This window comes from Myxococcus sp. CA033 (genome assembly GCF_013336625.1).
Classification (GTDB): domain Bacteria; phylum Myxococcota; class Myxococcia; order Myxococcales; family Myxococcaceae; genus Myxococcus; species Myxococcus llanfairpwllgwyngyllgogerychwyrndrobwllllantysiliogogogochensis.
Genome location: NZ_JABUMU010000009.1, coordinates 69,019 through 88,662, shown reverse-complemented (window position 1 = coordinate 88,662; position 19,644 = coordinate 69,019). Strand labels below are relative to the sequence as shown.

The 19,644-nt window shown below is 70.9% G+C and carries 18 protein-coding genes; 11 read left to right on the top strand and 7 right to left on the bottom strand.

The window, feature by feature from the left end:
* The first annotated feature begins 153 nt into the window (after positions 1-153).
* The gene (locus HUA78_RS22430; RefSeq protein ID WP_174460593.1) at positions 154-1,227 is read left to right on the top strand and encodes a hypothetical protein; all 1,074 of its coding nucleotides are present in this window, start codon (positions 154-156) and stop codon (positions 1,225-1,227) included.
* 174 nt (positions 1,228-1,401) lie between these two features.
* On the top strand, positions 1,402-2,142 hold the full coding sequence (locus HUA78_RS22425; protein ID WP_174460594.1) for an SDR family oxidoreductase: 741 nt from the start codon (positions 1,402-1,404) through the stop codon (positions 2,140-2,142).
* Between the two features lie 15 nt (positions 2,143-2,157).
* Here HUA78_RS22425 and HUA78_RS22420 read toward each other — a convergent pair whose 3' ends face one another.
* Both HUA78_RS22420 and HUA78_RS22415 read right to left on the bottom strand, forming a co-directional pair.
* Entirely contained in the window at positions 2,158-2,826 is a 669-nt protein-coding gene (locus tag HUA78_RS22420) for a metallophosphoesterase (protein ID WP_174460595.1), read from the bottom strand.
* A gap of 67 nt (positions 2,827-2,893) precedes the next feature.
* Positions 2,894-3,793: a transcriptional regulator gene (locus tag HUA78_RS22415; RefSeq protein ID WP_371745640.1), complete on the bottom strand. Its 900-nt coding sequence runs from the start codon at positions 3,791-3,793 to the stop codon at positions 2,894-2,896.
* 226 nt (positions 3,794-4,019) lie between these two features.
* Here HUA78_RS22415 and alr point away from each other — a divergent pair, with 226 nt between their 5' ends.
* Positions 4,020-5,240, top strand: coding sequence for an alanine racemase (alr, locus tag HUA78_RS22410; RefSeq protein ID WP_174460596.1), 1,221 nt, complete (start codon positions 4,020-4,022; stop codon positions 5,238-5,240).
* A 6-nt stretch (positions 5,241-5,246) separates the two neighbouring features.
* Here the strand turns inward: alr and HUA78_RS22405 are convergent, their stop codons facing one another.
* Positions 5,247-6,245 carry a lysophospholipid acyltransferase family protein gene (locus tag HUA78_RS22405; protein ID WP_246137162.1) on the bottom strand — a complete coding sequence of 333 codons (999 nt, stop codon included), beginning with the start codon at positions 6,243-6,245 and terminating at the stop codon, positions 5,247-5,249.
* A gap of 92 nt (positions 6,246-6,337) precedes the next feature.
* Between HUA78_RS22405 and HUA78_RS22400 the strand changes: the two genes are divergently transcribed.
* Entirely contained in the window at positions 6,338-9,094 is a 2,757-nt protein-coding gene (locus HUA78_RS22400; RefSeq protein WP_174460597.1) for a M1 family metallopeptidase, read from the top strand.
* A 65-nt stretch (positions 9,095-9,159) separates the two neighbouring features.
* Here HUA78_RS22400 and HUA78_RS22395 read toward each other — a convergent pair whose 3' ends face one another.
* Positions 9,160-9,915 carry an enoyl-CoA hydratase gene (locus HUA78_RS22395; protein WP_174477113.1) on the bottom strand — a complete coding sequence of 252 codons (756 nt, stop codon included), beginning with the start codon at positions 9,913-9,915 and terminating at the stop codon, positions 9,160-9,162.
* Positions 9,916-10,039: 124 nt separating this feature from the next.
* A complete protein-coding gene (locus HUA78_RS22390; RefSeq protein WP_141642608.1) occupies positions 10,040-10,936 on the bottom strand; it encodes a ribose-phosphate pyrophosphokinase in 897 nt (298 codons plus the stop codon).
* A gap of 139 nt (positions 10,937-11,075) precedes the next feature.
* On the opposite strand from HUA78_RS22390, the gene HUA78_RS22385 reads away from it, so the two are divergent.
* The 4 genes from HUA78_RS22385 (at position 11,076) to orn (ending at position 13,590) form a co-directional block, all read left to right on the top strand.
* Positions 11,076-11,765: a phosphoribosyltransferase gene (locus tag HUA78_RS22385; RefSeq protein WP_246137163.1), complete on the top strand. Its 690-nt coding sequence runs from the start codon at positions 11,076-11,078 to the stop codon at positions 11,763-11,765.
* 71 nt (positions 11,766-11,836) lie between these two features.
* Positions 11,837-12,538, top strand: coding sequence for a dienelactone hydrolase family protein (locus HUA78_RS22380; RefSeq protein ID WP_174453754.1), 702 nt, complete (start codon positions 11,837-11,839; stop codon positions 12,536-12,538).
* A complete protein-coding gene (locus HUA78_RS22375) occupies positions 12,535-12,987 on the top strand; it encodes an archease (protein WP_174453755.1) in 453 nt (150 codons plus the stop codon). Before HUA78_RS22380 ends, HUA78_RS22375 begins: the two co-directional genes overlap by 4 nt.
* A 51-nt stretch (positions 12,988-13,038) precedes the next feature.
* On the top strand, positions 13,039-13,590 hold the full coding sequence (gene orn, locus HUA78_RS22370; RefSeq protein WP_141642611.1) for an oligoribonuclease: 552 nt from the start codon (positions 13,039-13,041) through the stop codon (positions 13,588-13,590).
* 21 nt (positions 13,591-13,611) lie between these two features.
* Here orn and HUA78_RS22365 read toward each other — a convergent pair whose 3' ends face one another.
* Complete coding sequence (locus HUA78_RS22365; protein ID WP_141642612.1) at positions 13,612-14,004, bottom strand: response regulator; 393 nt, start codon at positions 14,002-14,004, stop codon at positions 13,612-13,614.
* Between the two features lie 157 nt (positions 14,005-14,161).
* Positions 14,162-15,706, bottom strand: a complete 1,545-nt coding sequence (locus HUA78_RS22360) for an AMP-binding protein (protein ID WP_174477112.1) — start codon at positions 15,704-15,706, stop codon at positions 14,162-14,164.
* 168 nt (positions 15,707-15,874) lie between these two features.
* On the opposite strand from HUA78_RS22360, the gene HUA78_RS22355 reads away from it, so the two are divergent.
* The 3 genes from HUA78_RS22355 (at position 15,875) to HUA78_RS22345 (ending at position 19,621) form a co-directional block, all read left to right on the top strand.
* Positions 15,875-17,443: a DUF5722 domain-containing protein gene (locus tag HUA78_RS22355; RefSeq protein WP_254623845.1), complete on the top strand. Its 1,569-nt coding sequence runs from the start codon at positions 15,875-15,877 to the stop codon at positions 17,441-17,443.
* A gap of 166 nt (positions 17,444-17,609) precedes the next feature.
* Complete coding sequence (locus HUA78_RS22350; protein ID WP_174477111.1) at positions 17,610-18,854, top strand: HlyD family efflux transporter periplasmic adaptor subunit; 1,245 nt, start codon at positions 17,610-17,612, stop codon at positions 18,852-18,854.
* Complete coding sequence (locus HUA78_RS22345; RefSeq protein WP_141642615.1) at positions 18,851-19,621, top strand: ABC transporter ATP-binding protein; 771 nt, start codon at positions 18,851-18,853, stop codon at positions 19,619-19,621. Before HUA78_RS22350 ends, HUA78_RS22345 begins: the two co-directional genes overlap by 4 nt.
* The last annotated feature ends 23 nt before the right edge of the window (positions 19,622-19,644 follow it).

The following is a 19,644-nucleotide window of genomic DNA, read 5'->3' as shown; positions in this document are numbered from 1 at the left end:
CCGGGCGCGGGTACCAGACTGCTCGGGCACGTAGCCCTTGGCGGGCCATTTGCCATACGCTTCGCCCAGGGTGCCGGTGGTCGAACATGGATTCCTCGGGGGGAGGGTCGCGGGCTGATGCTCCGGACGCCGTCCTTTCGGGGAAACGGAAAGATGGCCTCGATGCTTCGCAATGGGTGTTTGTCGTTGTTGTTGTTCGTGCTCGTCGGCTGCGGCTCACGACACCACGGTCCGACGGTGCATGAGCGCCGTGCCGCCATTCGCGCCGTGCATGCGCAGAAGTACGGTTCGAGTGACGGCTTCCAGTCCACGTCCTGGGGCATGACGCGTGACCAGGTCCGGGCGATGTACCCGGGCACGCAGGAGACCTCGCGCGGAGACCTGGTCCTCACCACGGCACTGGCGGAGCACCCCGCCCAGGTGTTCTTCCTCTTCGCGGACGGGCGCCTGGGCTCCGTCTTCGTGCGCTTCGCGACCCCCTCGGACGTGCGCAATGACCACCAGGAGGTGGTGGAGTTGCTGACCTCCAAGTACGGCCGCGCCGCCAAGCGCGGCTCATCGCGACGCGTGCAGAGGTACCGCGAGTCGCTCGACCTCGCGTGGCTGCTCTCCCAGAGCGCTCCGCCCGTACCCTCGAACTTCCCCGCCGCCACGGAGTCGGGAGCGCAGGTCGCGGGGGCTCCGCCTGATGGTGCACCCATGAACTTCCCCGCACCCACGGAGTCGGGAACGCAGGTCGCGGGAGCTCCGCCCGACGGGGCGCTCGCGAACTTCCCCGCGCCCACGGAGTCTGGAGCGCAGGTCGCGGGAGCTCCGCCCGACGGCGCACCCACGAACTTCCCCGCGCCCACGGAGTCGGGAGCGCGGGTGTCCGAGGGACAGCCTCCGCTGGTCGAGGCGACGACGGCGGGGGACTCGCTGGACGAGGAGGACTCGCGGGACACGGCCGTGGCCTCGGCGCCTGAAGAGAGCGCCGCCTCCGAGTCGGAGGCGCCCGAGTTGTTCGGTCCCATCTCGGAGCCCGAGGTGAGCATCTCCCGCCGTGGCTTCGTGGTCGTCGCCAACTGGAAGGCGTGGGAGACGACCGTCCGCCTCGTGGGCTACCAGTTCTCCCGGGAGCGGCTGCTCACGCTCCACTACGAGAGCCCCGAGTACGCGGAGGCGATTCGCGATGGGCTGGAGCGCCTCCAGAGGCAGCAGCGTCGCTCCAGGGCCCGGGACTTCTAGCCGCCCCCCAGGTGCCCCTCGTCTGGACTGAGAGGGGCACCGCAGGGCCTCCGTCCGGCCCGATTGTTCGCCCTGGTGGAACTGTGATGCCGGTTCCCAGGGCATTATTTCGCGGGGGCGAAGGCCCATTGTTTCTCCCATGCCGGCGACGAAACGCCGGACAGGAGAAACGACATGAATGCACAGACCCCGAAGGTGGCCCTCGTCACCGGCGCTTCCCGAGGTATCGGCGCCGCCGTCGCGAAGCGGCTGGCCCAGGATGGCTTCACCGTCATCGTCAACTACGCGGAGTCCGCCGCGCCCGCGGAGGCGTTGGTCCGCGAGATTGAGCAGGCGGGCGGCAAGGCCCTGGCCGCCCAGGCGGATGTCAGCAAGAGCGCGGACGTGCGGCGCCTGTTCGACGCGGCCCAGACGGCCTTCGGCGGCGTGGACGTGCTCGTCAACAACGCGGGCATCATGAGCCTCTCCACGCTGGCGGACACCGACGACGCCGTGTTCGAGCGGCAAATCGCGGTCAACCTCCAGGGCACCTTCAACACCCTGCGGGAGGCGGCCCGGCGGCTGCGCGACGGCGGGCGCATCATCAACTTCTCCTCCAGCGTGGTGGGCCTGCTGCAGCCGACCTACGGCGTGTACGCGGGCACCAAGGCGGCGGTGGAGGCGATGACGAGCGTGCTGGCCAAGGAGCTGCGCGGACGGAACATCACCGTCAACGCCGTGGCCCCGGGGCCCACCGCCACGGACCTGTTCCTCAAGGGCAAGCCCCAGGACCTCGTCGACCGCATGGCGAAGCTCGCGCCGCTGGAGCGACTGGGCCAGCCCACGGACATCGCCGCCACCGTCGCCTTCCTCGCCGGCCCCGACGCCGGCTGGGTCAACGGGCAGGTGCTGCGCGCCAACGGCGGAATCATCTGAGCGCGGGGCGCGGACTCACGGCGAGCCGTTCACGTCCACGTAGGCGCGGCGGGCTGGCACGGAGACGAGGCGTCCTTCCGGCATCACGTAGGCCGTGAGGCGCCCGCCGTACACGCAGCCCGAGTCCAGGCCCACCGCATGCGAGTGCTGCTGCACGCCGCGCATGGCGTCGTGGCCGAAGATGACCAGCTCCGGGCCCTTCCAGCAACTGGCCCAGGGCACGCCGCCATCCACGCGCTTCGACGGCGTCCCATCCGGGGCGATGCTGCGCAGGTTGAGCAGCTCATCCGCGCGCTGCGCTTCCAGCGGGACTCCTGGCACCAGCCCTCCGTGCACCGCGAGGACATTCAGGTCCGGGAAGCGGCGGTACAGCGGCTGGGCCTCCAGGTACGTCCAGTCCTCGGCCGTCAGCGTCTCCAGGACCTGGCGGTGCTCCTTGCCCAGCTTCTTGCCCTCGGGGGCGCGTCCCGTGTGCCAGCGCAGCACGTGCGCGTCGTGGTTGCCTCGCACCGCGAGCAGCCCGCGCTCGCGAGCGCACCGCACCACGCCCGCGGAGTCCGGCCCCTTCGCCACCAGGTCGCCCACCAGCACCACGCGGTCGTCCGGCCGCCAGCCACACGCGGCCAGCAGCGCGTTCAGCTCCTCCGCGCAGCCATGGACGTCTCCGATGAAGAGCGTTCGCATCCCGCCTCTTCTTTAATTCGCTTCGACGCCCCGGGGAACCCTCCCGGGAGGTGCGGGGTCCGCGGCGTCAGTCCGCTTTCGAGCGCAGCAGGCGGCTGAGATTCACGTCGAGCTGGCTGGAGATGAGGCGCAACACGCTGTCGAGCTGGGAGCCGGTGAGGCGCAGCCGCTCGGTGAGCAACCGTCGGGTCTCCTGGAGCAGCGCGTCCTGCGCGGCCACCACCCACCGCGCCGCGGTGGAGCGATGCACGCCGTAGAGCGCGCCGAGCTGGTCGATGCTCAGCCCGTCCAGGTACTTCAGGCGCAGGAAGTTGCGCTGACGGGGCTCCAGGATTCCGAGCGCCGCGGAGAACGAGGTGCTGAACTCCGCGCGGTACGTGTTCTTGAGATAGAGCAGCTCCGGGTCGTCCCCCGGCGCCACGAGCAGCGACAAGTCACCGTCATCCGCCTGGGGATGTCCGCTGCGCTGGCGCTGCCAGTCGAGCGCGAGCCACAGCGCCGCGGCCCGCACCCACCCGCTGAGCGGACCCGTCCCCGGGTAGGCGGCCAGCCGCGCGGGAGAGTCGGCGCTGCCCACGAGCATGCGCTGGCGCAGCAGCTGGCGGACCTCGTCGAGCCCCGTGGGCGGCAGCTTCAGCCGCGCGACGGCCGCGTTCACCTCGGGCAGGAAGCTCGACTCGAAGGCGTTCAGCGCGGAGGGCAGCCGGTCCGCGGCTGCGCGAGCCAGGTACACGTCCGGGAGGTGGAACTTCTCCACGTCCTCGGAGGGCGCCTGCGTGGGGAGCAGCCGCGCCAGATGACTGACGAAGCGCACGCCTTCCAGCTCCACCCCGGGCCAGGCCGCGCGCGCGGTGGACAACGCGCGCGTCAGCCGCTCCTGCAGCAGGGGCAGCGACGGCTCCGGCGCGGAGGAAACACCACGCGCGGCGATGAAGGCCTGGGCCAGGGAAACGTCCGGGGGGGACACGCCGTGGGACGATAGCACCCCCCTCGCGTAATCCGGATTCAACCATTTCCGAAGTGAACTCTTGTTTGCCTGGGTTCGCTGATGGAGGAGGGCTCCGGGACAACAGGTATGACAAGGGGTGGGCCCGGACGGTCCCCCGGTGCGCCTGCTCCATACGCGGGCGCCTGTGTCCCAGGGGCCGCGAAGCCCATGGCCCGTCCATTGCTGGTATGGGGCGGGAGTCGACGTGGTGGAGGTGAACGTGGAGTCAATTGGCGGCGGGCCCGGGGATGCGGCCCATACCTCGTGGTTGGAGCTGAGCGCGGGGGCGCTGCGGCACAACGTGGAGGTGTTCCGGGCGCTGGAGGGGCGGGGAGGGACGTCGCAGTCGCTGGGCGTGGTGCTCAAGGGCAACGCCTATGGGCACGGGCTGGCGCAGGTGCTGCCGCTGGTCCACGGGCTGGTGGACCTCCTGTATTTCATCGCGCCGCAGGACGCGCTGAAGGTGCGTGAGTACGAGCGGGCCCAGGGCCTGCCTCCCCGGCAGGTGGTGGTGCTGGGCGCGGTGGCGCCGCACGAGGCGGTGGTGTTGGCGCGCGAGGGGGTGGAGGTGGTGGTGGCGGACCGTGGCTGGGAAGACGCGGTGCCGGTGCTGCGCGCGGCGAAGCTGGAGCGGCCGCTGCGGGTCCACGTCCACATCGACACGGGCCTGGGGCGCGAGGGCTTCACGCTGGAGCAGCTCCCGCGCGAGACACAGTTCCTGGTCGACGCGCGGGACGTGCTGGAGGTGGTGGGCGGGCTGAGCCACTTCGCCAACACGGAGGACGTGACGGAGCAGGGCTACGCGCTGGCGCAGGTGGACGCGTTCGAGACGGGGCTGCGGCTCTTGTCGGGACAGCTGGGCGAGGGGCGGGTGCTGCAGCGGCACATCGCCGCGAGCGCCGCGGCGCTGGTGTTGCCCCGGGCGCGCTACGAGGCGCAGCGGGTAGGGATTTCGCTGTATGGGCTGTGGCCGTCGGCGGAGACGCGGTTGTCGGCGCGGCTGGTGTTGGGCGAGGTGCCGGTGCTCAAGCCGGTGTTGTCGTGGCGGTGCCGCAGCCAGGTGGTGAAGTGGCTGCCCGCGGACAGCTATGTGGGCTACGGCTGCACCTACCGGACGTCGGAGCCCACGCGCATCGCGGTGCTGCCCGTGGGCTACTACGACGGCTATCCACGGCTGGCCTCGGGCAAGGCGCACGTGCTGGTGAACGGGCGGCGGTGCGCGGTGCTGGGCCGGGTGATGATGAACCACCTCATCGTCGACGTGACGCGCGCCGCGCATGACGAGCGCCCCGTGACGGCGACGTTGCTGGGGCGCGAAGGCGACGAGTCCATCAGCGCCGAGTCGCTCGCCGGCTGGGCGCAGACGCTGCACTACGAGATTGTCGCGCGCCTGGGCGCGCACCTGCGGCGCGTGGTGGTGGAGTAGCGACGCTCAGCGCTTCGCGTCCGTCGCGCTGGGAGGCTGCACCTTCCAGCGGCGGTGCAGCCACATCCACTGGTGCGGGTACTTGCGGATGCAGCGCTCCAGCGCCGCGGTGACGCGCGCGGTGTGCTCCGCAATCGGGTCCTCGCACTCGCCAGGCGCGGGCGGGAGGATGGGCCCTTCCACTTCCAGCCGCAGCCTGGGGCCCAGCTTGCCGTTGCGCACGCCCATCACCACGAACACCGGCGCGCCCGTGCGCTGCGCGGCCACCGCCATGGCGGGCGTCGTGGAGGCGAGCCTCCCGAAGAACGGAACGAACACCGCCGCCTTCGCCGGCAGCGCCTGGTCCAGCAGCATGAAGGGCGACTCGCCGCGCTCCACCGCTTCCGAAAGCTCCTGGATGGCGCCGCGCGGATAGATGAGCCCCGCGGGAAGGCGCACCCGGTTCTCCGCGATGCGCGTGTTGAGCGCGCCCTTCAACGGACGCACCAGCGCAACCAGTGGCACGCCCAGGCGCACCAGCATGTCTCCCAAAAGCTCCCAGTTGCCGAAGTGCGCCGTCACCATCAGCGCGCCCTTGCCCGTGGCCACGCGCGCCTTCAGCGCCTCCCAGGCCTCCGTGCCCTCGACGCCCTGCTCGGCCCAGTCCGACGTCAGCCGGTCTCCCGAGGGCACCGACTCCAGCACCACGCGCGACATGTTGATGTACGCGCCCCGCGCGATGTCCCGTCGCTCCGCGTCGGTCTTCTCCGGCAGCGCGTGCGCCAGGTTGTCCAGCGCGACGCGGCGGCGGATGCCCAGCGTGTACGCCAGGTTGCCCACGAAGCGGGCGATTGCGTCGCGTGACGCGAACGACAGCCACGTGAGGAACGCGAAGACGAAGCGCGTCACGAACTTCACCACCGGGCCCGGAGGCGTGCCGATGACACGGCGCAGATGCTCGGAGGGCACCTTCGCGGCGTTCGCTGGCGGGACTGTCTGGTCGGAAATGGGAGCGGGCGAGGACACGGAGGCACTCCACCCCGAAGTGAAGATTACGGCAAGAACACACTCATGCGCGGCGCTACCCTGGCTGCCCGGCATGGGCCACTATGCGCGCCATGCCCAACCTGCTCCGAGCGGTGGTTCTGTCCACCGTTGCCCTGTTGTGCGCGTGCGGTGCCCGGCAGAACCCTCCGGCCGCCGAGCCCGCAGCGACTGCTCCCGCTTCATCCTCCGCGGCCTCGGCCGCTCCCACGCCGCCCACGCTGCGTCTGCCCAAGGACGTGCGTCCCAATGGCTATGCGGTGGAGCTCACGCTGGACCCGAAGGTCTCCGCCTTCCAGGGCACGGCGAGCATCGGGCTCGACGTGGCCCAGCCCACCTCCATCGTGTGGCTGCACGGAAAGAACCTCACGGTGAAGGAGGCCTCGCTGATGCAGGCGGGCGCCACCATCGACGTGACGCCGCTGAAGAGCGAGAAGGGTGACTTCCTCGGCTTCTCGCTGGCGAAGCCGCTGGCCATCGGCACCGCGAAGCTGCGCGTGGTGTACGAGGGCACCGCCTCCGAGAAGGAGACGGACGGCGCCTTCCGCGTCAACGAGGGCGGCGACTGGTACGTCTACACGCAGTTCGAGCCCATCGACGCGCGGCGCGTGTTCCCGTGCTTCGACGAGCCCGAGTTCAAGGTGCCCTGGCAGCTGACGTTCCATGTGCCCGCGGGCAACGTGGCCGTCACCAACACGCCGCAGCTCGCCGAGGAGGCCCGCCCGGACGGTGGCCGCACCTACCGCTTCGCGCGCACCCAGCCCCTGCCCTCCTACCTCATCGCCTTCGGCGTGGGCCCGTTCGACTTCCTCGCCGCCGCGGACTCCGGCCAGAAGAAGGTGAAGACGCGCATCATCACCCCGAAGGGCCGCGCCGTCGAAGGCACCTACGCCGCCAAGGTGACGCCCGAAATCCTCGCCGCGCTGGAGGACTACTTCGGCATCCCCTACGCGTACGAGAAGCTGGACGTCATCGCGGTGCCGCTGCTCGGTGGCGCCATGGAGCACCCGGGTCTGGTGACGTTCAACTCGCGGATGATGCTGGCGAAGCCGGAAGAGGACTCGCTCAGCCGGCAGCGCGGTTTCTCCGACACGCAGGTGCACGAGCTGGGGCACCAGTGGTTCGGCAACCTCGTCACGCTGGCGTGGTGGGACGACCTGTGGCTCAACGAATCCTTCGCGACCTGGGTGACCCCGCGCATCATCGAGACGTGGCAGCCGTCGTGGGACGCGCCGGTGGAGCGCGTGCAGGACCGCAGCCGCTCGCTGGACTCCGACAGCCTCCTGTCCGCGCGCCGCATCCGTCAGCCCATCGACACGGCCAATGACATCCACAACGCGTTCGACGGCATCACCTACGGCAAGGGCTCCGCGGTCCTCACCATGACGGAGGAGTGGCTGGGGCGTGAGGTGTTCCGCAAGGGCATCCAGCGCTACCTGCGCAAGCACGCGCACGACAACGCCACGGCGAAGGACTTCCTGGACGCGCTGTCCGCCGAGGCGGGCAAGGACGTGACGGGCGTGCTGGGGACGTTCCTGGACCAGGGCGGCGCGCCGCTCGTCACCGCGTCGCTGGAGTGTGGCGCGGGTCAGCCGAAGGTGGTCCTCACCCAGCAGCGCTACCTGCGGCTGGGCTCGCAGGCGCCGGGGCCGCAGACGTGGAAGGTGCCCGTGTGCGTGGAGTACGCGGCGGGCAACAAGGACGCGCGCGCCTGCACGGTGCTGGAGGGAGAGCGCGCCGAGGTCGTCCTGCCGGAGGCGAAGACGTGCCCGGCCTGGGTGTTCCCCAACGCGGAGGGCGCGGGCTTCTTCCGCATGCAGCTCGCGGGGGACGCGGCGACGAAGCTCCTGAAGACGGGCGTGGCGAAGCTGTCGCGCTCGGAGCGCGTGGCGCTGCTGGGGGACGTGAAGGCGCTGGCCCTGTCCGGGGCGCTGCCGGCCTCCGAGGCGCTGGCGCTGGCGGCCCGCATGGCCCAGGACCCGGACCGCGTCATCGTCGAGAGCACGATGGACATGCTGGACCTGTCGAGCGCGCGGCTGTTGCCGGAGGCGCGCCTTCCGGACCGCGCGCGCTTCCTGCGTGAGACGTACGGCCCCCGGGCCCGGCAGTTGGGCTTCGCCTCGCGCAAGGGCGAGAGCGAGGACACGCGCCTGTTGCGTCCGCGCCTGGTGCGGGTGGCGGGCCGCGACGGCGCGGACCCGAAGATTGTCGCGGAGGCTCGGGCGCTCTCGGACAAGTGGCTCACCGACAAGCGCGCGATTGAACCGGAGATGGTGGACGCGGTGCTCGCGGTCGCCGCGGCGCACGGGGACGCGGCCTTCCAGCAGAAGCTCCTCACGGCGGTGCGCTCGGAGAAGGACCGCTCCACGCGTCAGCACCTGCTGGGCGCGCTGAGCGGCTTCAGGGACCCGGTGCTGGTGAAGCAGGGCCTGTCGCTGGTGTTCGACAAGGCGTTGGACCCGCGTGAGACGATGTGGATGGTGTTCGGGGCCACGCAGCACGCGGGCACGCAGGGCGTGGCGCTCGACTTCGTGAAGGAGAACTACGACCGGCTGGTGGGGGACTCGCCCGACGCGCTCCTGCCGAAGGACGCCGCTGGCCGGATGGTCTTCGTGGCCGGCGGCTTCTGCAGTCCGGAGCGGCGGCAGGAGATTTCGGACTTCTTCACGACGCGCAACGCGAACGCGCCGGGCGGGCCTCGCATGCTGGCGCAGATTCTGGAGTCGGTGGACCAGTGCGTCGCGCTGAAGTCGGCGCAGGCGGCCAGCATCGAGTCCTTCCTCACCGGGCGCGGCACGCCTCGTCCGCCGCAGGCTCCGACGACGCGCTGACCCACGTTGGGAGTTCGAGCCCGGGGCCAGCGCTGGCTCCGGGCTCATGAGGTCCCCGAGGGCGGCTACTTCTTGCTGCCGCGCGACATGAAGGCCATGAAGGCTTCCTGCGCCTCCGTGGAGCCCAGGCGCTCGATGAACTTCGCGCCCTCGCGCGCCAGCGTGGCGTGCGTCTCCTCGCGGCGCGGTCCCCGAATCAGCTCCTTCGTCACGCGCACGGCCTCGGCGGGACGCAAGGCCAGGGTACGGGCGCGCTCGGCGGCCACTTCCTGGAGGCTCTCGGCGGGCACCACCTTGTTGATGATGCCGGCGCGCAGCGCGGTCGCCGCGTCGAAGGGCTCGCCGAACAGCAGCAGCTCGCTGGCCAGCGCGTAGCCGGCCATGCGCGGAATCAGCAGGCTGCTGGCGCCTTCCGCGCACAGACCGAGCTGGACGAAGGGCATGTGGAAGCGCACGCGCTCGCTCGCCACCACGTAGTCACAGTGCAGCAGCATCGTCGTGCCGATGCCCACCGCGGGGCCGTCCACGGCCGCCAGCACGGGCTTGGGCGCGTCCACCAGCGCCTTGAGGAAGAGGAACACCGCGCTGTCCTCGCCCGCGGGCGGGTGCTCCATGAAGTCGCCGATGTCATTGCCCGCGGTGAAGACGCTGCCCGCGCCGGTGAGCAGCACCACGCGGACTTCGTCGTCCGTCGCCGCCTGCTTGAGCGCGGCGGTGGCCGCCTCGTACATCGCATGCGTGAAGGCGTTCTTCTTCTCGGGTCGGTTGAAGGTGAGGGTGAGGACCCCCGCTTCCCGCTTCGTCAGCAACGTGTCGGACATGGGGCAAGCCTAGACCGAGTCCATCCCCGGCGCGGGCTCAACTTGCACCCCTCGCCGCGCCCGGCCTGGAGGCGCCGGGCCCTCGTGTGCCCACTTCTCCCACGCGTGCACCCCTCCCGTCTGCTCACGGCCGCAGCGCGCGGGCGACCAGCGGAGCGAGCGTCACCACCCGGTGCCCGAACGGCAGCCCCGAGGGTGGCTCCACGCTGTCGGTGCTCACGAGCTGAGTCACCGGCAGCGCGCTCAGCCGCTCCACCGCCGGGCCCACCAGCAGCGCGTGGGTCGTCACCACCGTCAGGTCATCCGCGCAGCCCGCGGCGCGCAGCGTGCCCGCCGCCGCGACCAGTGTGCCGCCCGTGGACACCATGTCGTCCACCAGGATGGGCCGCTTGCCGCGCACCTCGCCCATGAGGCCGCTGGCGTGCACCTCGTCGCCGCTCAGCCGCACCTTGTGAATCACCGCCCACGGACGGCCCAGGAGCCGCGCCAGCGCCTCCGCGCGCTTCACCGCGCCCAGGTCCGGCGCCACCACCACCGAGGTGTCCGTGACGTGGGGCCGCAGCGCCTCCGCCAGCACCGGCAGCGCGGTGAGGTGCTCCAGCGGCGCGCCGAAGCACCCCTCCAGCGCGGGGCTGTGCAGGTCCACCACCAGCACTCGCGCGAAGCGGCCCTGGGACAGCATGTCCGCCACCAGGCGACCGCCCAGGGGCTCGCCCGGCCGTGCGCGTCGGTCCTGCCGCGCGTAACCGAGGTACGGCACCACCGCCTCCAGCCGCGCCGCGCCGGCCCGCCAGCACGCGTCCGCCATCAGCAGCAGCTCCAGCAGGTGCTCTCCCGCCGGAGGCGTCAGCGATTGCACCAGCACCACGGTGCGCCCTCGCACGGCGGCGGGGACCTCCAGGTGCATCTCTCCATCGGGAAACCGCTCGAAGTGACAGTCAGCGGGCGCCACGCCCAGGGCCAGGGCGAGCTCACGTCCCAGGTGGGGACTGGCGGTGCCGATGAGGAGGATGGGGTCCATGGCCCAACCCTAGCGCGCCCGGTGGCCCGGGGGCTCGGCGCTCGCTGCCTCCCCTGGCGACGTGCCTCCGGGAGAGCCGTTGTCCGCCCCTTCGCCGCCAGCGAGCCCGGGCGTGCTTTTCCTAGGGACAAGGAGAGTGATGATGCGCTTTCGCGACAGAGCGGACGCCGGGCGACGGCTGGCAACGATGCTCCTGCCCTACCGGGGCTCGGACGCGCGCGTGCTGGGGGTGGCTCGCGGGGGGCTTCGGGTGGCGTACGAGGTGGCCCGTGCGCTGGAGGTCCCACTGGACGTCTGGGTGTCGAGGCGGCTGAGCATCCCCGGACGGGCGCTGACCCTGGGCGCGGTGTCCGAGGGAGGCGGCCAGTATCTGCTCTCGGATTCGCTGCGGCTGGCGCCCCTGCCCAGGAGCGAGGTGGACTCGCTGGTGAGCGAAGAGGCCAGCGTGGTGGAGGAGCAGGTGCGGCGGCTGCGCGGACGTCCTCCGCCGGAGCTGGGCGGCCGCACGGTGCTGCTGGTGGATGACGGCGTGCTGACGGGCGCCACCGCCGCCGCCGCGCTGAGGGCCCTGCGGCTCCTGCATCCGGCCCGGCTGGTGATGGGCACCCCGGTGGCCTCGCCCCAGGGGCTGGAGGTGCTGCGAAGGGAGGCGGACGCGGTGGCGTGCGTTTCGACGGAGGCGGGGATGCGCTCCGTGGCCGAGGCGTACGACGACTTCCGCGCGTTCCCGGACGTGGAGCTGCAGAACCTGGTCGAGCGCTCGCGCCAGCCGCCATGGCGCTCCCAGGCGGTGCTGGAGTCCACGGACCCGGGTGGGTCCTGGATGTGAGCCGTGCGCCGTGAGTCGTGAAGCCTTGGGCTTGTGACGATGTGAACCCGTGACGCGAGGAGGGCGGCTCCATGTGGCAGGACGACCCGAAGGACCAAGAGGACCAAGAGGTCCACGAGGTGGCGGTGCGCTCCGGGCGGGTGGAGCTGGGCGGCAGTCTGGGGCTTCCTCCGGGCGCGCGCGGGCTGGTGGTCTTCGCGCACGGCAGCGGCAGCAGTCGCTTCAGCCCCCGCAACCGCGCCGTCGCGCGGAGCCTGCGCGACGCGGGGCTGGCCACGCTGCTGTTCGATTTGCTCGGCGCGGACGAGGAGGCGATGGACGCGGGCACCGGCGAGCTGCGCTTCGACATCCCCTTCCTCGCGCGGCGGCTCATCGCCGTGACGCGGTGGGCGCAGGCCCAGCCGGAGCTGTCCGGGATGGGCCTGGGCTACTTCGGCTCCAGCACCGGCGCCGCCGCGGCGCTGGTGGCGGCCGCGCTGCACCCGGAGCTCGTCCAGTCGGTGGTGTCTCGCGGTGGCAGGCCGGACCTGGCCGGTCCCGCGCTGGCCCGGGTCCGCGCGCCCACGCTGCTCCTGGTGGGCAGCCTGGACGTGGACGTGCTGGAGCTGAACCAGGACGCGTTCGACGAGCTGTCCGCCGCCAAGTCCCTCATCGTCATCCCCGGCGCCACCCACCTGTTCGAGGAGCCCGGCACGCTGGAGGAGGTGGCGCGCCGCGCGGCCGACTGGTTCACGCGACACCTGGATGCACCTCGACTGGAGGCGCGTGAATGAGCACCGAGTCGTGGACAGGCGAAGAGTCGCCGCCCCCGCGCTGGGAGGTCTTCTCCCGGGGCGGCGAAGTCGCGGTGCGAGGCGAGGGCCGCACGCCCGAGGAGGCCTTCGAGCAGGTCGCGCTCGCGCTGTGCACGCGCGTGACGGACCCGTCCACCGTGGAGGTGCGCGAGGAGGTGGACGTGGTGTGCGACGCCGTCGACCGGGAGGGTCTGCTGATGGACTGGCTGCGCTCCGTCGTCCAGCTCATGGGCTCGCGGCGACTGCGCTTCCGCTGCTTCGCGGTGCGCCTGGATGGGCCGCGCCTGTTCGGCCGCGGCTACGGTGAGCACCTGGACCCGGTGAGGCACCGTCCCTCTCGGGACGTGAGAGGCGTCACCCTGAGCGGACCCACCGTGCGCCGGAGCGCGGACGGTCGGTGGACCGCCGAATGCGAGGTGGAAGTCTGAAGCGGAGTATTGAGGCCCCGCATGGGCGCGGGGGCTGGTATAGGCATCGGAATGCGCTCGCGTGAACCCCGCTTTGTCTGGCTGGACCTGGAGATGACCGGGTTGGACCCCGAGTCGTGCGCCATCATCGAGATTGGCGTCATCATCACCGGGCCGGATTTGCGCCCCATCGCGGAGTTCGAACGCGTCATCTGGCAGCCGGAGGAAGTGCTCCTGCGCATGGAGCCCGTGGTGCGTGAGATGCACACGCGCAACGGCCTGCTCGAGAAGGTGCGCGCCTCCAGCACGTCGCTGCGGGTGGCGGAGCGGGAAGTGACGGCGCTGGTGGCGGAACACTGCCCGCTGGGCGAGGGCGTGCTGGCTGGCAACTCCATCCACACCGACCGCCGCTTCCTGTTCCAGTACATGCCGCTCCTGGAGCGCTACCTGCACTACCGCATGGTGGACGTGACGAGCCTCAAGGTCCTCGTGCGCGCGTGGTACCCGAACCTGGTGGAGCCGCGAAAGCCGCCCAGCGGTCACACCGCGCTCGCGGACCTGCGCTCCAGCATCAACGAGCTGCAGTACTACCGCGACATCCTGTTCCGCGCGACGCCGGGCTGAGCGACGCCGGGACGGCGTGCCTCAGCCCGCCGTCCCTGGAGTGCCGGGCGTGGGCCCGTCGGGCCCGCCGAGCAGCTCGGTGATGGTCTCCAGCAGCAGGTCGAGCTCGAAGGGCTTGGCCAGGAAGCGGGCGCTGGAGCGGCGCTCCTCCTCGGAGATGCGGCCCGCGCTCATCACCACCACGGGAATGGTGCGCAGCGAGGCGTCGTCGCGCATGCGACGGAGCATCTCCCGGCCGTCCATCACCGGCATCATCAAGTCCAGCAGCACCAGGTCCGGACGCACCTCCGCCATCCGCTGCAGGCCCTCCGCGCCGTTGAAGGCGGTGAGGATGCCGTAGCCCTCCACGGAGAGGATGTCCTGGAGTGCCTCGACGATGGCCAGCTCGTCATCCACGATGAGCAGCCGCTTCATCGACGCACACCCTCCCTTCGCGCGCGGTCACCACATGGGGCCTCGTTCAGCGGAACCACCCCGGCTCCGGCCACCCCAGGGCGGGACGGTAGGACACGGCGCGGCGCAAGCCATGGTTTTGAGCGCGGTGTGTTCGGAATGCTGCGGACCAGGGGGCTCACCGCAGTCGGGCTCGCAACAGGTGTTTCTGGACCTTGCCTAGCGCGTTGCGAGGCAGCGAGTCCATGAAGACGACGCGACGGGGCTTCTTGAAGCTGGCCAGCCTGTCCTTGCACCAGTCCACCAGCGCCTGGGCCTCGGGGGCGTGGACGCCGGCGGGGGGAACCACGACGGCCACCACCTGCTCGCCATAGTCCGCGTCCGGCAGGCCCAGCACGGCGACCTCGGCCACGCCCGGGTGCGTGGCGAGCACCTCCTCCACCTCGCGCGGGTACACGTTGAAGCCGCCGCTGATGATGAGCTCCCGCGCCCGCCCGGTGATGCGCAGGTAGCCGTCCGCGTCCAGCTCGCCCAGATCGCCCGTGCGGAACCAGCCCTCCGAGTCGAAGGACTCCGACGTGGCATCCGGCCGGCGCCAGTAGCCGGCGAAGACGTGGGGGCCCTGGACTTCGATTTCCCCCATCTCCCCCGGGGGCAGGTGCCGGCGCGTGCGCACGTCCACCACGCGCGCCTGCTGGCCGGGGAAGGGGAAGCCCACCGTGCCCGGCCGGCGCTCGCCGTCGTACGGGTTGGTGGTGTTCATGAGGGTCTCCGTCATCCCGTAGCGCTCCAGGATGCGCGCGCCGAAGTCCTTCTCGATGTCGTGGAAGAGCTGGGGGCTCAAGGGCGCGGAGCCGGAGACCCACAGGCGCAGCTCGCGAGGCTTCACGCCCGTGCGCCGTGACTCCTCCAGCAGCCGTCCGTACATGGTGGGCACGCCGAAGAACATCGTCAGCGAGGCGTCATCGCGCAACGTGGCCAGCGCCTCCGTGGCGACGAAGCGCCGGTGCAACTCCAGGCTCCCCCCGGTGTACAGCGTGCCGTGCAGGCCCACCATGAGGCCGTGCGTGTGGAACAGCGGCAGGGCGAGCAGCAGCCGGTCCGCCGCCGTCCAGCGCCACGCCTCGGTGACGGCCTTCACGTTGGCCAGCAGGTTGCGGTGCAGCAGCATGGCGCCCTTGGAGCGGCCGGTGGTGCCGGACGTGTAGCCCAGCACCGCCAGGTCCTCCGGACGCGGCAGCGCGAGCGCCACCGGTGACGTCGTGCCTTCCTCGAGCAGCGTGTCGAAGTCGATGACCTCCAGCGAGGCCGGAGGCGCGACGGTGGTTGGCTCCACGGTGACCAGCCACTGCAGCGACGGGAGCTGGTCTCTCAGGGGGATGAGCTCGGCGACTCCCGAGGCGCTGGTGACGCAGGTGTGCACCTCCGCGTCCGCGAGGATGTGGGCCAGCTCCACCTGGCGGTACGCCGTGTTGACGAGCACCACCACGCAGCCCGCGTGCTGCACACCCAGGTAGGCGACGATGAAGCGAGGGCTGTTCTCCAGGAAGAGCGCCACGCGCTCGCCTGGCTGCAGGCCGCGCTGACGCAGCCCCTTCGCGAAGGCCGCGACGTGCGCGGCGAACTCGCCGTGGGAGGTCGACTCGCGCTCGAACGTGAGCAGCGGCCGGCCCGGCGCGTCGTGGGCGTGTTCCAAGAAGACTTCGAGGAGGGACGAAGGCATGAGCCGCGCAGCCTACTTCCCTCACTTCCAATCAAGACAAGCTGTGAGTCAATTTTGACGACATAGAGTGGTTTTAACTGCATAATCTGATTATCTCGTTGAGTTGGCCTGAGGACGCGAGACAGGGAGTGGGTCCTCGGCGGGCTCGACGCGCACGGGAGGTGTCACTTGCGTCAAGGACTGTGTGGAGGCCGGGCCCTGGGGTTGGCGCTGGCTCTGGCCGTGGTGGGGCTGCTGCCGGCGGTGGCGGGGGCGAACCTGCCGTATCCGACGCGCACCGCGTATCGCCTGAAGGGCGTGCAGCCGGACTTCTGGCCTGGCTACGACGAGCTCGCGGGCAACAACACGGGCGGCGTGGCGATGAACCTGGTCTGGGCCTCGTGGGAGCCGTCGGTGCAGGCGCCGCCGTGTACCGGAGGGCGCGTGGAGTACGCGGGGCACTGCTTCGCGGTGGCGGCCAACGTGGACGCGGCCATCCGCGAGTGGACGGCGCGCGGCGTGGTGGTGACGGCGGTGGTGTACGGCGTGCCCGCGTGGGCGCGCGCGGGGCGCACGTGTACGCCCGCGGCGGCGGGCTTCGACATCTTCTGCGCGCCCAACAACGCGGCGGACTACGGCCGCTTCGTGGGCCTGCTCGCGCAGCGCTACAACGGGCTCAACGGCCATGGTCGCATCGCCGACTTCGTCATCCACAACGAGGTCAACTCCAACGACTGGTTCGACATCGGCTGCGGTCAGGGCGCGGGCGCGTGCAACACCACGGCGTGGCTGGACACGTACGCGGCCAGCTACAACGCCGCCTATGACCAGGTGATGACGTGGCAGTCGGCAGCGAAGGTGCTCATCTCGCTGACGCACCACTTTGGTCCGGAGCTGGATGCGCCGGGGGCGAGCAGCCCGCTCCTGTCGGCGACGACGTTCTTGAATGGCTTCGCGGCGCGCGTGGGCTCGCGAGCGTGGCGCGTGGCGTACCACCCGTACGCGCCGGACCTGTTCCGTCCGCAGTTCTCCGCGGATGACTACCCGCGCGTGACGTACGGCAACCTGGGCGTGCTGGCGGGTTGGCTGCGCAAGACGTTCCCCACCCGGCAGCACGCGTGGGAAATCCAGCTCACGGAGAGCGGCATCCACTCCGGCTCGCCGCAGTCGTCGGAGGCCGCGCAGCAGACGGCGGTGTGCGACTCGTTCCGCAACGTGCTGGGGACGCCCGGCATCGAGAGCTACATCTATCACCGCATGCACGACAACGCGGCGGAGGGGGGATTGGCGCTCGGGCTGCGCCGTGTGGACGGGAGCGCGAAGCCGTCGTGGAGCACGTGGGCGCTGGCCAACCGCAGTGACTTGAACCCGCCCCAGCTCTCCTGCGGCTTCGAGGAGCTGCCGTACACGCGGCTGCGCCGGGGCTACCACGCCACGCGCGGCCACTGGGCGTCGTCGCGGCTCCTGCCTCCGGGCTTCCGGCAGGAGTCCTCGTGGCGGCTGCTGCGCGACGGCATGCCGGGCATGCGGATGCTGTACGAGTGCCGCGTGGGCGACCACAACCTGCTCAGCCCGGACGTGGGCTGCGAGGGCCTGCCGCCCCTGGGGCCGGTGGGCTACATCCACCTGCAGCAGGTGCCGGGCACCGTTCCGCTCTACCGCTGCAACCTGGGCCAGGGCAGGGACCACTTCATCTCCCCCGCGTCGAACTGCGAGGGGCAGGTGACCGAGCAGCTCCTGGGCTACGCCTTCCCCTGACGGTGAACCCACCTGGAGGCCGGGCGGGGCGGGGCGCTGTTCGCTTCTGGGACAGCACTTCGCGGAACCGGGCACGGGCCGGAGAGAGGGCCTGCGGGGTCCGAGCAATTTCCTGGGGTTGAGTCGCGTGTGACGGTTGGCACGCGGCTCGCTCTAGGGGTGGCCCGTGGACATTCCCAAAGCCAAGAAGCCGCGCCGTAAACCCTGGTTGCTCGCCATCGGCGGTGCGTTCGCGCTCATCCTCGTCACGGTGGGTCTGGGTCGGCTGCGGCCGGCGGCGCCCTCGGTGGACCGGGCCTCGGTGTGGCTGGACACGGTGAAGCGCGGCCCCATGGTGCGCCAGGTGAAGGGCGCGGGCACGCTGGTGCCCGAGTACATCCGCTGGCTGACGGCGGACACCGCGGGCCGCGTGGAGCGCATCCACGTGCGGCCCGGCGCGACGGTGAAGGCGGACACGCTCCTGATGGAGCTGGCCAACCCGGACGTGCAGCTCCAGATGCTGGAGGCGGAGCGGCAGCTCGCCAGCGCCGAGGCGGAGTTCATCCAGATGCGCATGACGCTGGAGACGCAGCGGCTGGCGCAGGAGGCCGCGGTGGCCACCCTCACCGCCGAGTCCTCCGACGCCGAGCGCCGCGCCACCGCCAACGCCGTCCTCGTCGAGAAGGACCTCATCCCCGCGCTCGACGCGCGGCAGGCGGGCGAGAAGGCGGGCGAGATGACGCGCCGCCTGGATTTGGAGCGCAAGAAGCTGTCCGTCGTCGCCTCCAGCATGAAGGACCAGTTGGTCGCGCTGCAGGGACAGGTGGAACGATTGAAAGCGGTGGCCCGCTTCCGTCGTACCCAGGTGGAGTCGATGAAGGTGCTCGCCGGGGAGGACGGAGTGCTGCAGGAGCTGCCGTTGGAGCTGGGTCAGTGGGTGACGCCGGGCGTGTTGCTGGCGAAGGTCGTCAAGCCGGAGCGGCTCAAGGCGGAGCTGAGAATCGCCGAGACGCAGGCGCGCGACATCGTCCAGGGCCAGAAGGCGCTGGTGGATACGCGCAACGGAGTGGTGGAGGGCACGGTGGCGCGCGTGGCGCCGGCGGCGAGCCAGGGCACGGTGCGGGTGGAGGTGTCGCTGCCCGACGAGCTGCCCAAGGGCGCGCGGCCCGACCTCACGGTGGAGGGCACCGTGGAGCTGGAGCGGCTGGGCAACGTGCTGTCGGTGGGTCGTCCGGCCGGTGCTCAGCCCAACGGGACGATGTCGCTGTTCCGGTTGATGCCGGGCAGTGACGAAGCGATTCGAGTGCCGGTGCAGTTGGGCCGGGGTTCGGTGAATGCCGTGGAGGTGCTTCAGGGCCTCGCGGAAGGTGACCAGGTGGTGCTGTCGGACATGGCCGCGTGGGATGCGGTCGAGCGGGTGAGGCTGCGATGATGACGACGACGAACAACAATGCGGAGACGCCTGCTTCCGAGGACGCGGCGGTGCTGTCGGGTGCGGCCAAGGTGGAGTCGGGCAAGTCCCTCATCACGCTGGAAGGGCTGACGAAGGTCTTCGAGACGGAGGAAGTGGAGACACACGCGCTCTCCAACATCCATCTCAACATCCGCCAGGGTGAGTGGGTGGCGATTGTCGGCCCCTCGGGCTCCGGCAAGTCCACGCTGCTGGCGGTGCTGGGGTTGCTCGACACGACGACGCGGGGCACGTACCTCCTGGATGGAAAGAGCGTGTTGGATTTGTCGGCGTCGGACCGGGCGCTGGTGCGCAATCGGCACATCGGCTTCATCTTCCAGAGCTTCAACCTCATCGGCGACCTGACGGTGTTCGAGAACGTGGAGCTGCCGCTGACGTACCGGGGCATGCCCGCCGCCGAGCGCAAGCAGCGGGTGGAGAAGGCGCTGGAGCGGGTGGGCATGGCGCACCGCGCGCGGCACATGCCGGGCCAGCTCTCCGGCGGTCAGCAGCAGCGCATCGCCGTGGCGCGCGCGGTGGCCGGAGACCCGCTCATCCTGCTGGCCGACGAGCCCACCGGTAACCTCGATTCGAAGAACGGCGAGGCGGTGATGCAGTTGCTGTCGGACCTGCACAAGGCGGGCGCCACCATCTGCATGGTGACACACGACCCGGCGCACGCGCGCACCGCGACGCGCACGGTGAGCCTCTTCGACGGTCGCATCGTGCAGGACGAGCAGCGCCGCTGACCTTTTCTCCTCTCGTGGGCCTC

Excerpts from the sequence above, each read along its gene's own strand:
- HUA78_RS22430 (WP_174460593.1), top strand. The coding sequence starts at position 154 with ATGGCCTCGATGCTTCGCAATGGGTGTTTGTCGTTGTTGTTGTTCGTG.
- HUA78_RS22425 (WP_174460594.1), top strand. The coding sequence starts at position 1,402 with ATGAATGCACAGACCCCGAAGGTGGCCCTCGTCACCGGCGCTTCCCGA.
- HUA78_RS22420 (WP_174460595.1), bottom strand. The coding sequence starts at position 2,826 with ATGCGAACGCTCTTCATCGGAGACGTCCATGGCTGCGCGGAGGAGCTG.
- HUA78_RS22400 (WP_174460597.1), top strand. The coding sequence starts at position 6,338 with ATGCCCAACCTGCTCCGAGCGGTGGTTCTGTCCACCGTTGCCCTGTTG.
- HUA78_RS22395 (WP_174477113.1), bottom strand. The coding sequence starts at position 9,915 with ATGTCCGACACGTTGCTGACGAAGCGGGAAGCGGGGGTCCTCACCCTC.
- HUA78_RS22390 (WP_141642608.1), bottom strand. The coding sequence starts at position 10,936 with ATGGACCCCATCCTCCTCATCGGCACCGCCAGTCCCCACCTGGGACGT.
- HUA78_RS22385 (WP_246137163.1), top strand. The coding sequence starts at position 11,076 with ATGATGCGCTTTCGCGACAGAGCGGACGCCGGGCGACGGCTGGCAACG.
- HUA78_RS22380 (WP_174453754.1), top strand. The coding sequence starts at position 11,837 with ATGTGGCAGGACGACCCGAAGGACCAAGAGGACCAAGAGGTCCACGAG.
- HUA78_RS22375 (WP_174453755.1), top strand. The coding sequence starts at position 12,535 with ATGAGCACCGAGTCGTGGACAGGCGAAGAGTCGCCGCCCCCGCGCTGG.
- orn (WP_141642611.1), top strand. The coding sequence starts at position 13,039 with ATGCGCTCGCGTGAACCCCGCTTTGTCTGGCTGGACCTGGAGATGACC.
- HUA78_RS22365 (WP_141642612.1), bottom strand. The coding sequence starts at position 14,004 with ATGAAGCGGCTGCTCATCGTGGATGACGAGCTGGCCATCGTCGAGGCA.
- HUA78_RS22360 (WP_174477112.1), bottom strand. The coding sequence starts at position 15,706 with ATGCCTTCGTCCCTCCTCGAAGTCTTCTTGGAACACGCCCACGACGCG.
- HUA78_RS22345 (WP_141642615.1), top strand. The coding sequence starts at position 18,851 with ATGATGACGACGACGAACAACAATGCGGAGACGCCTGCTTCCGAGGAC.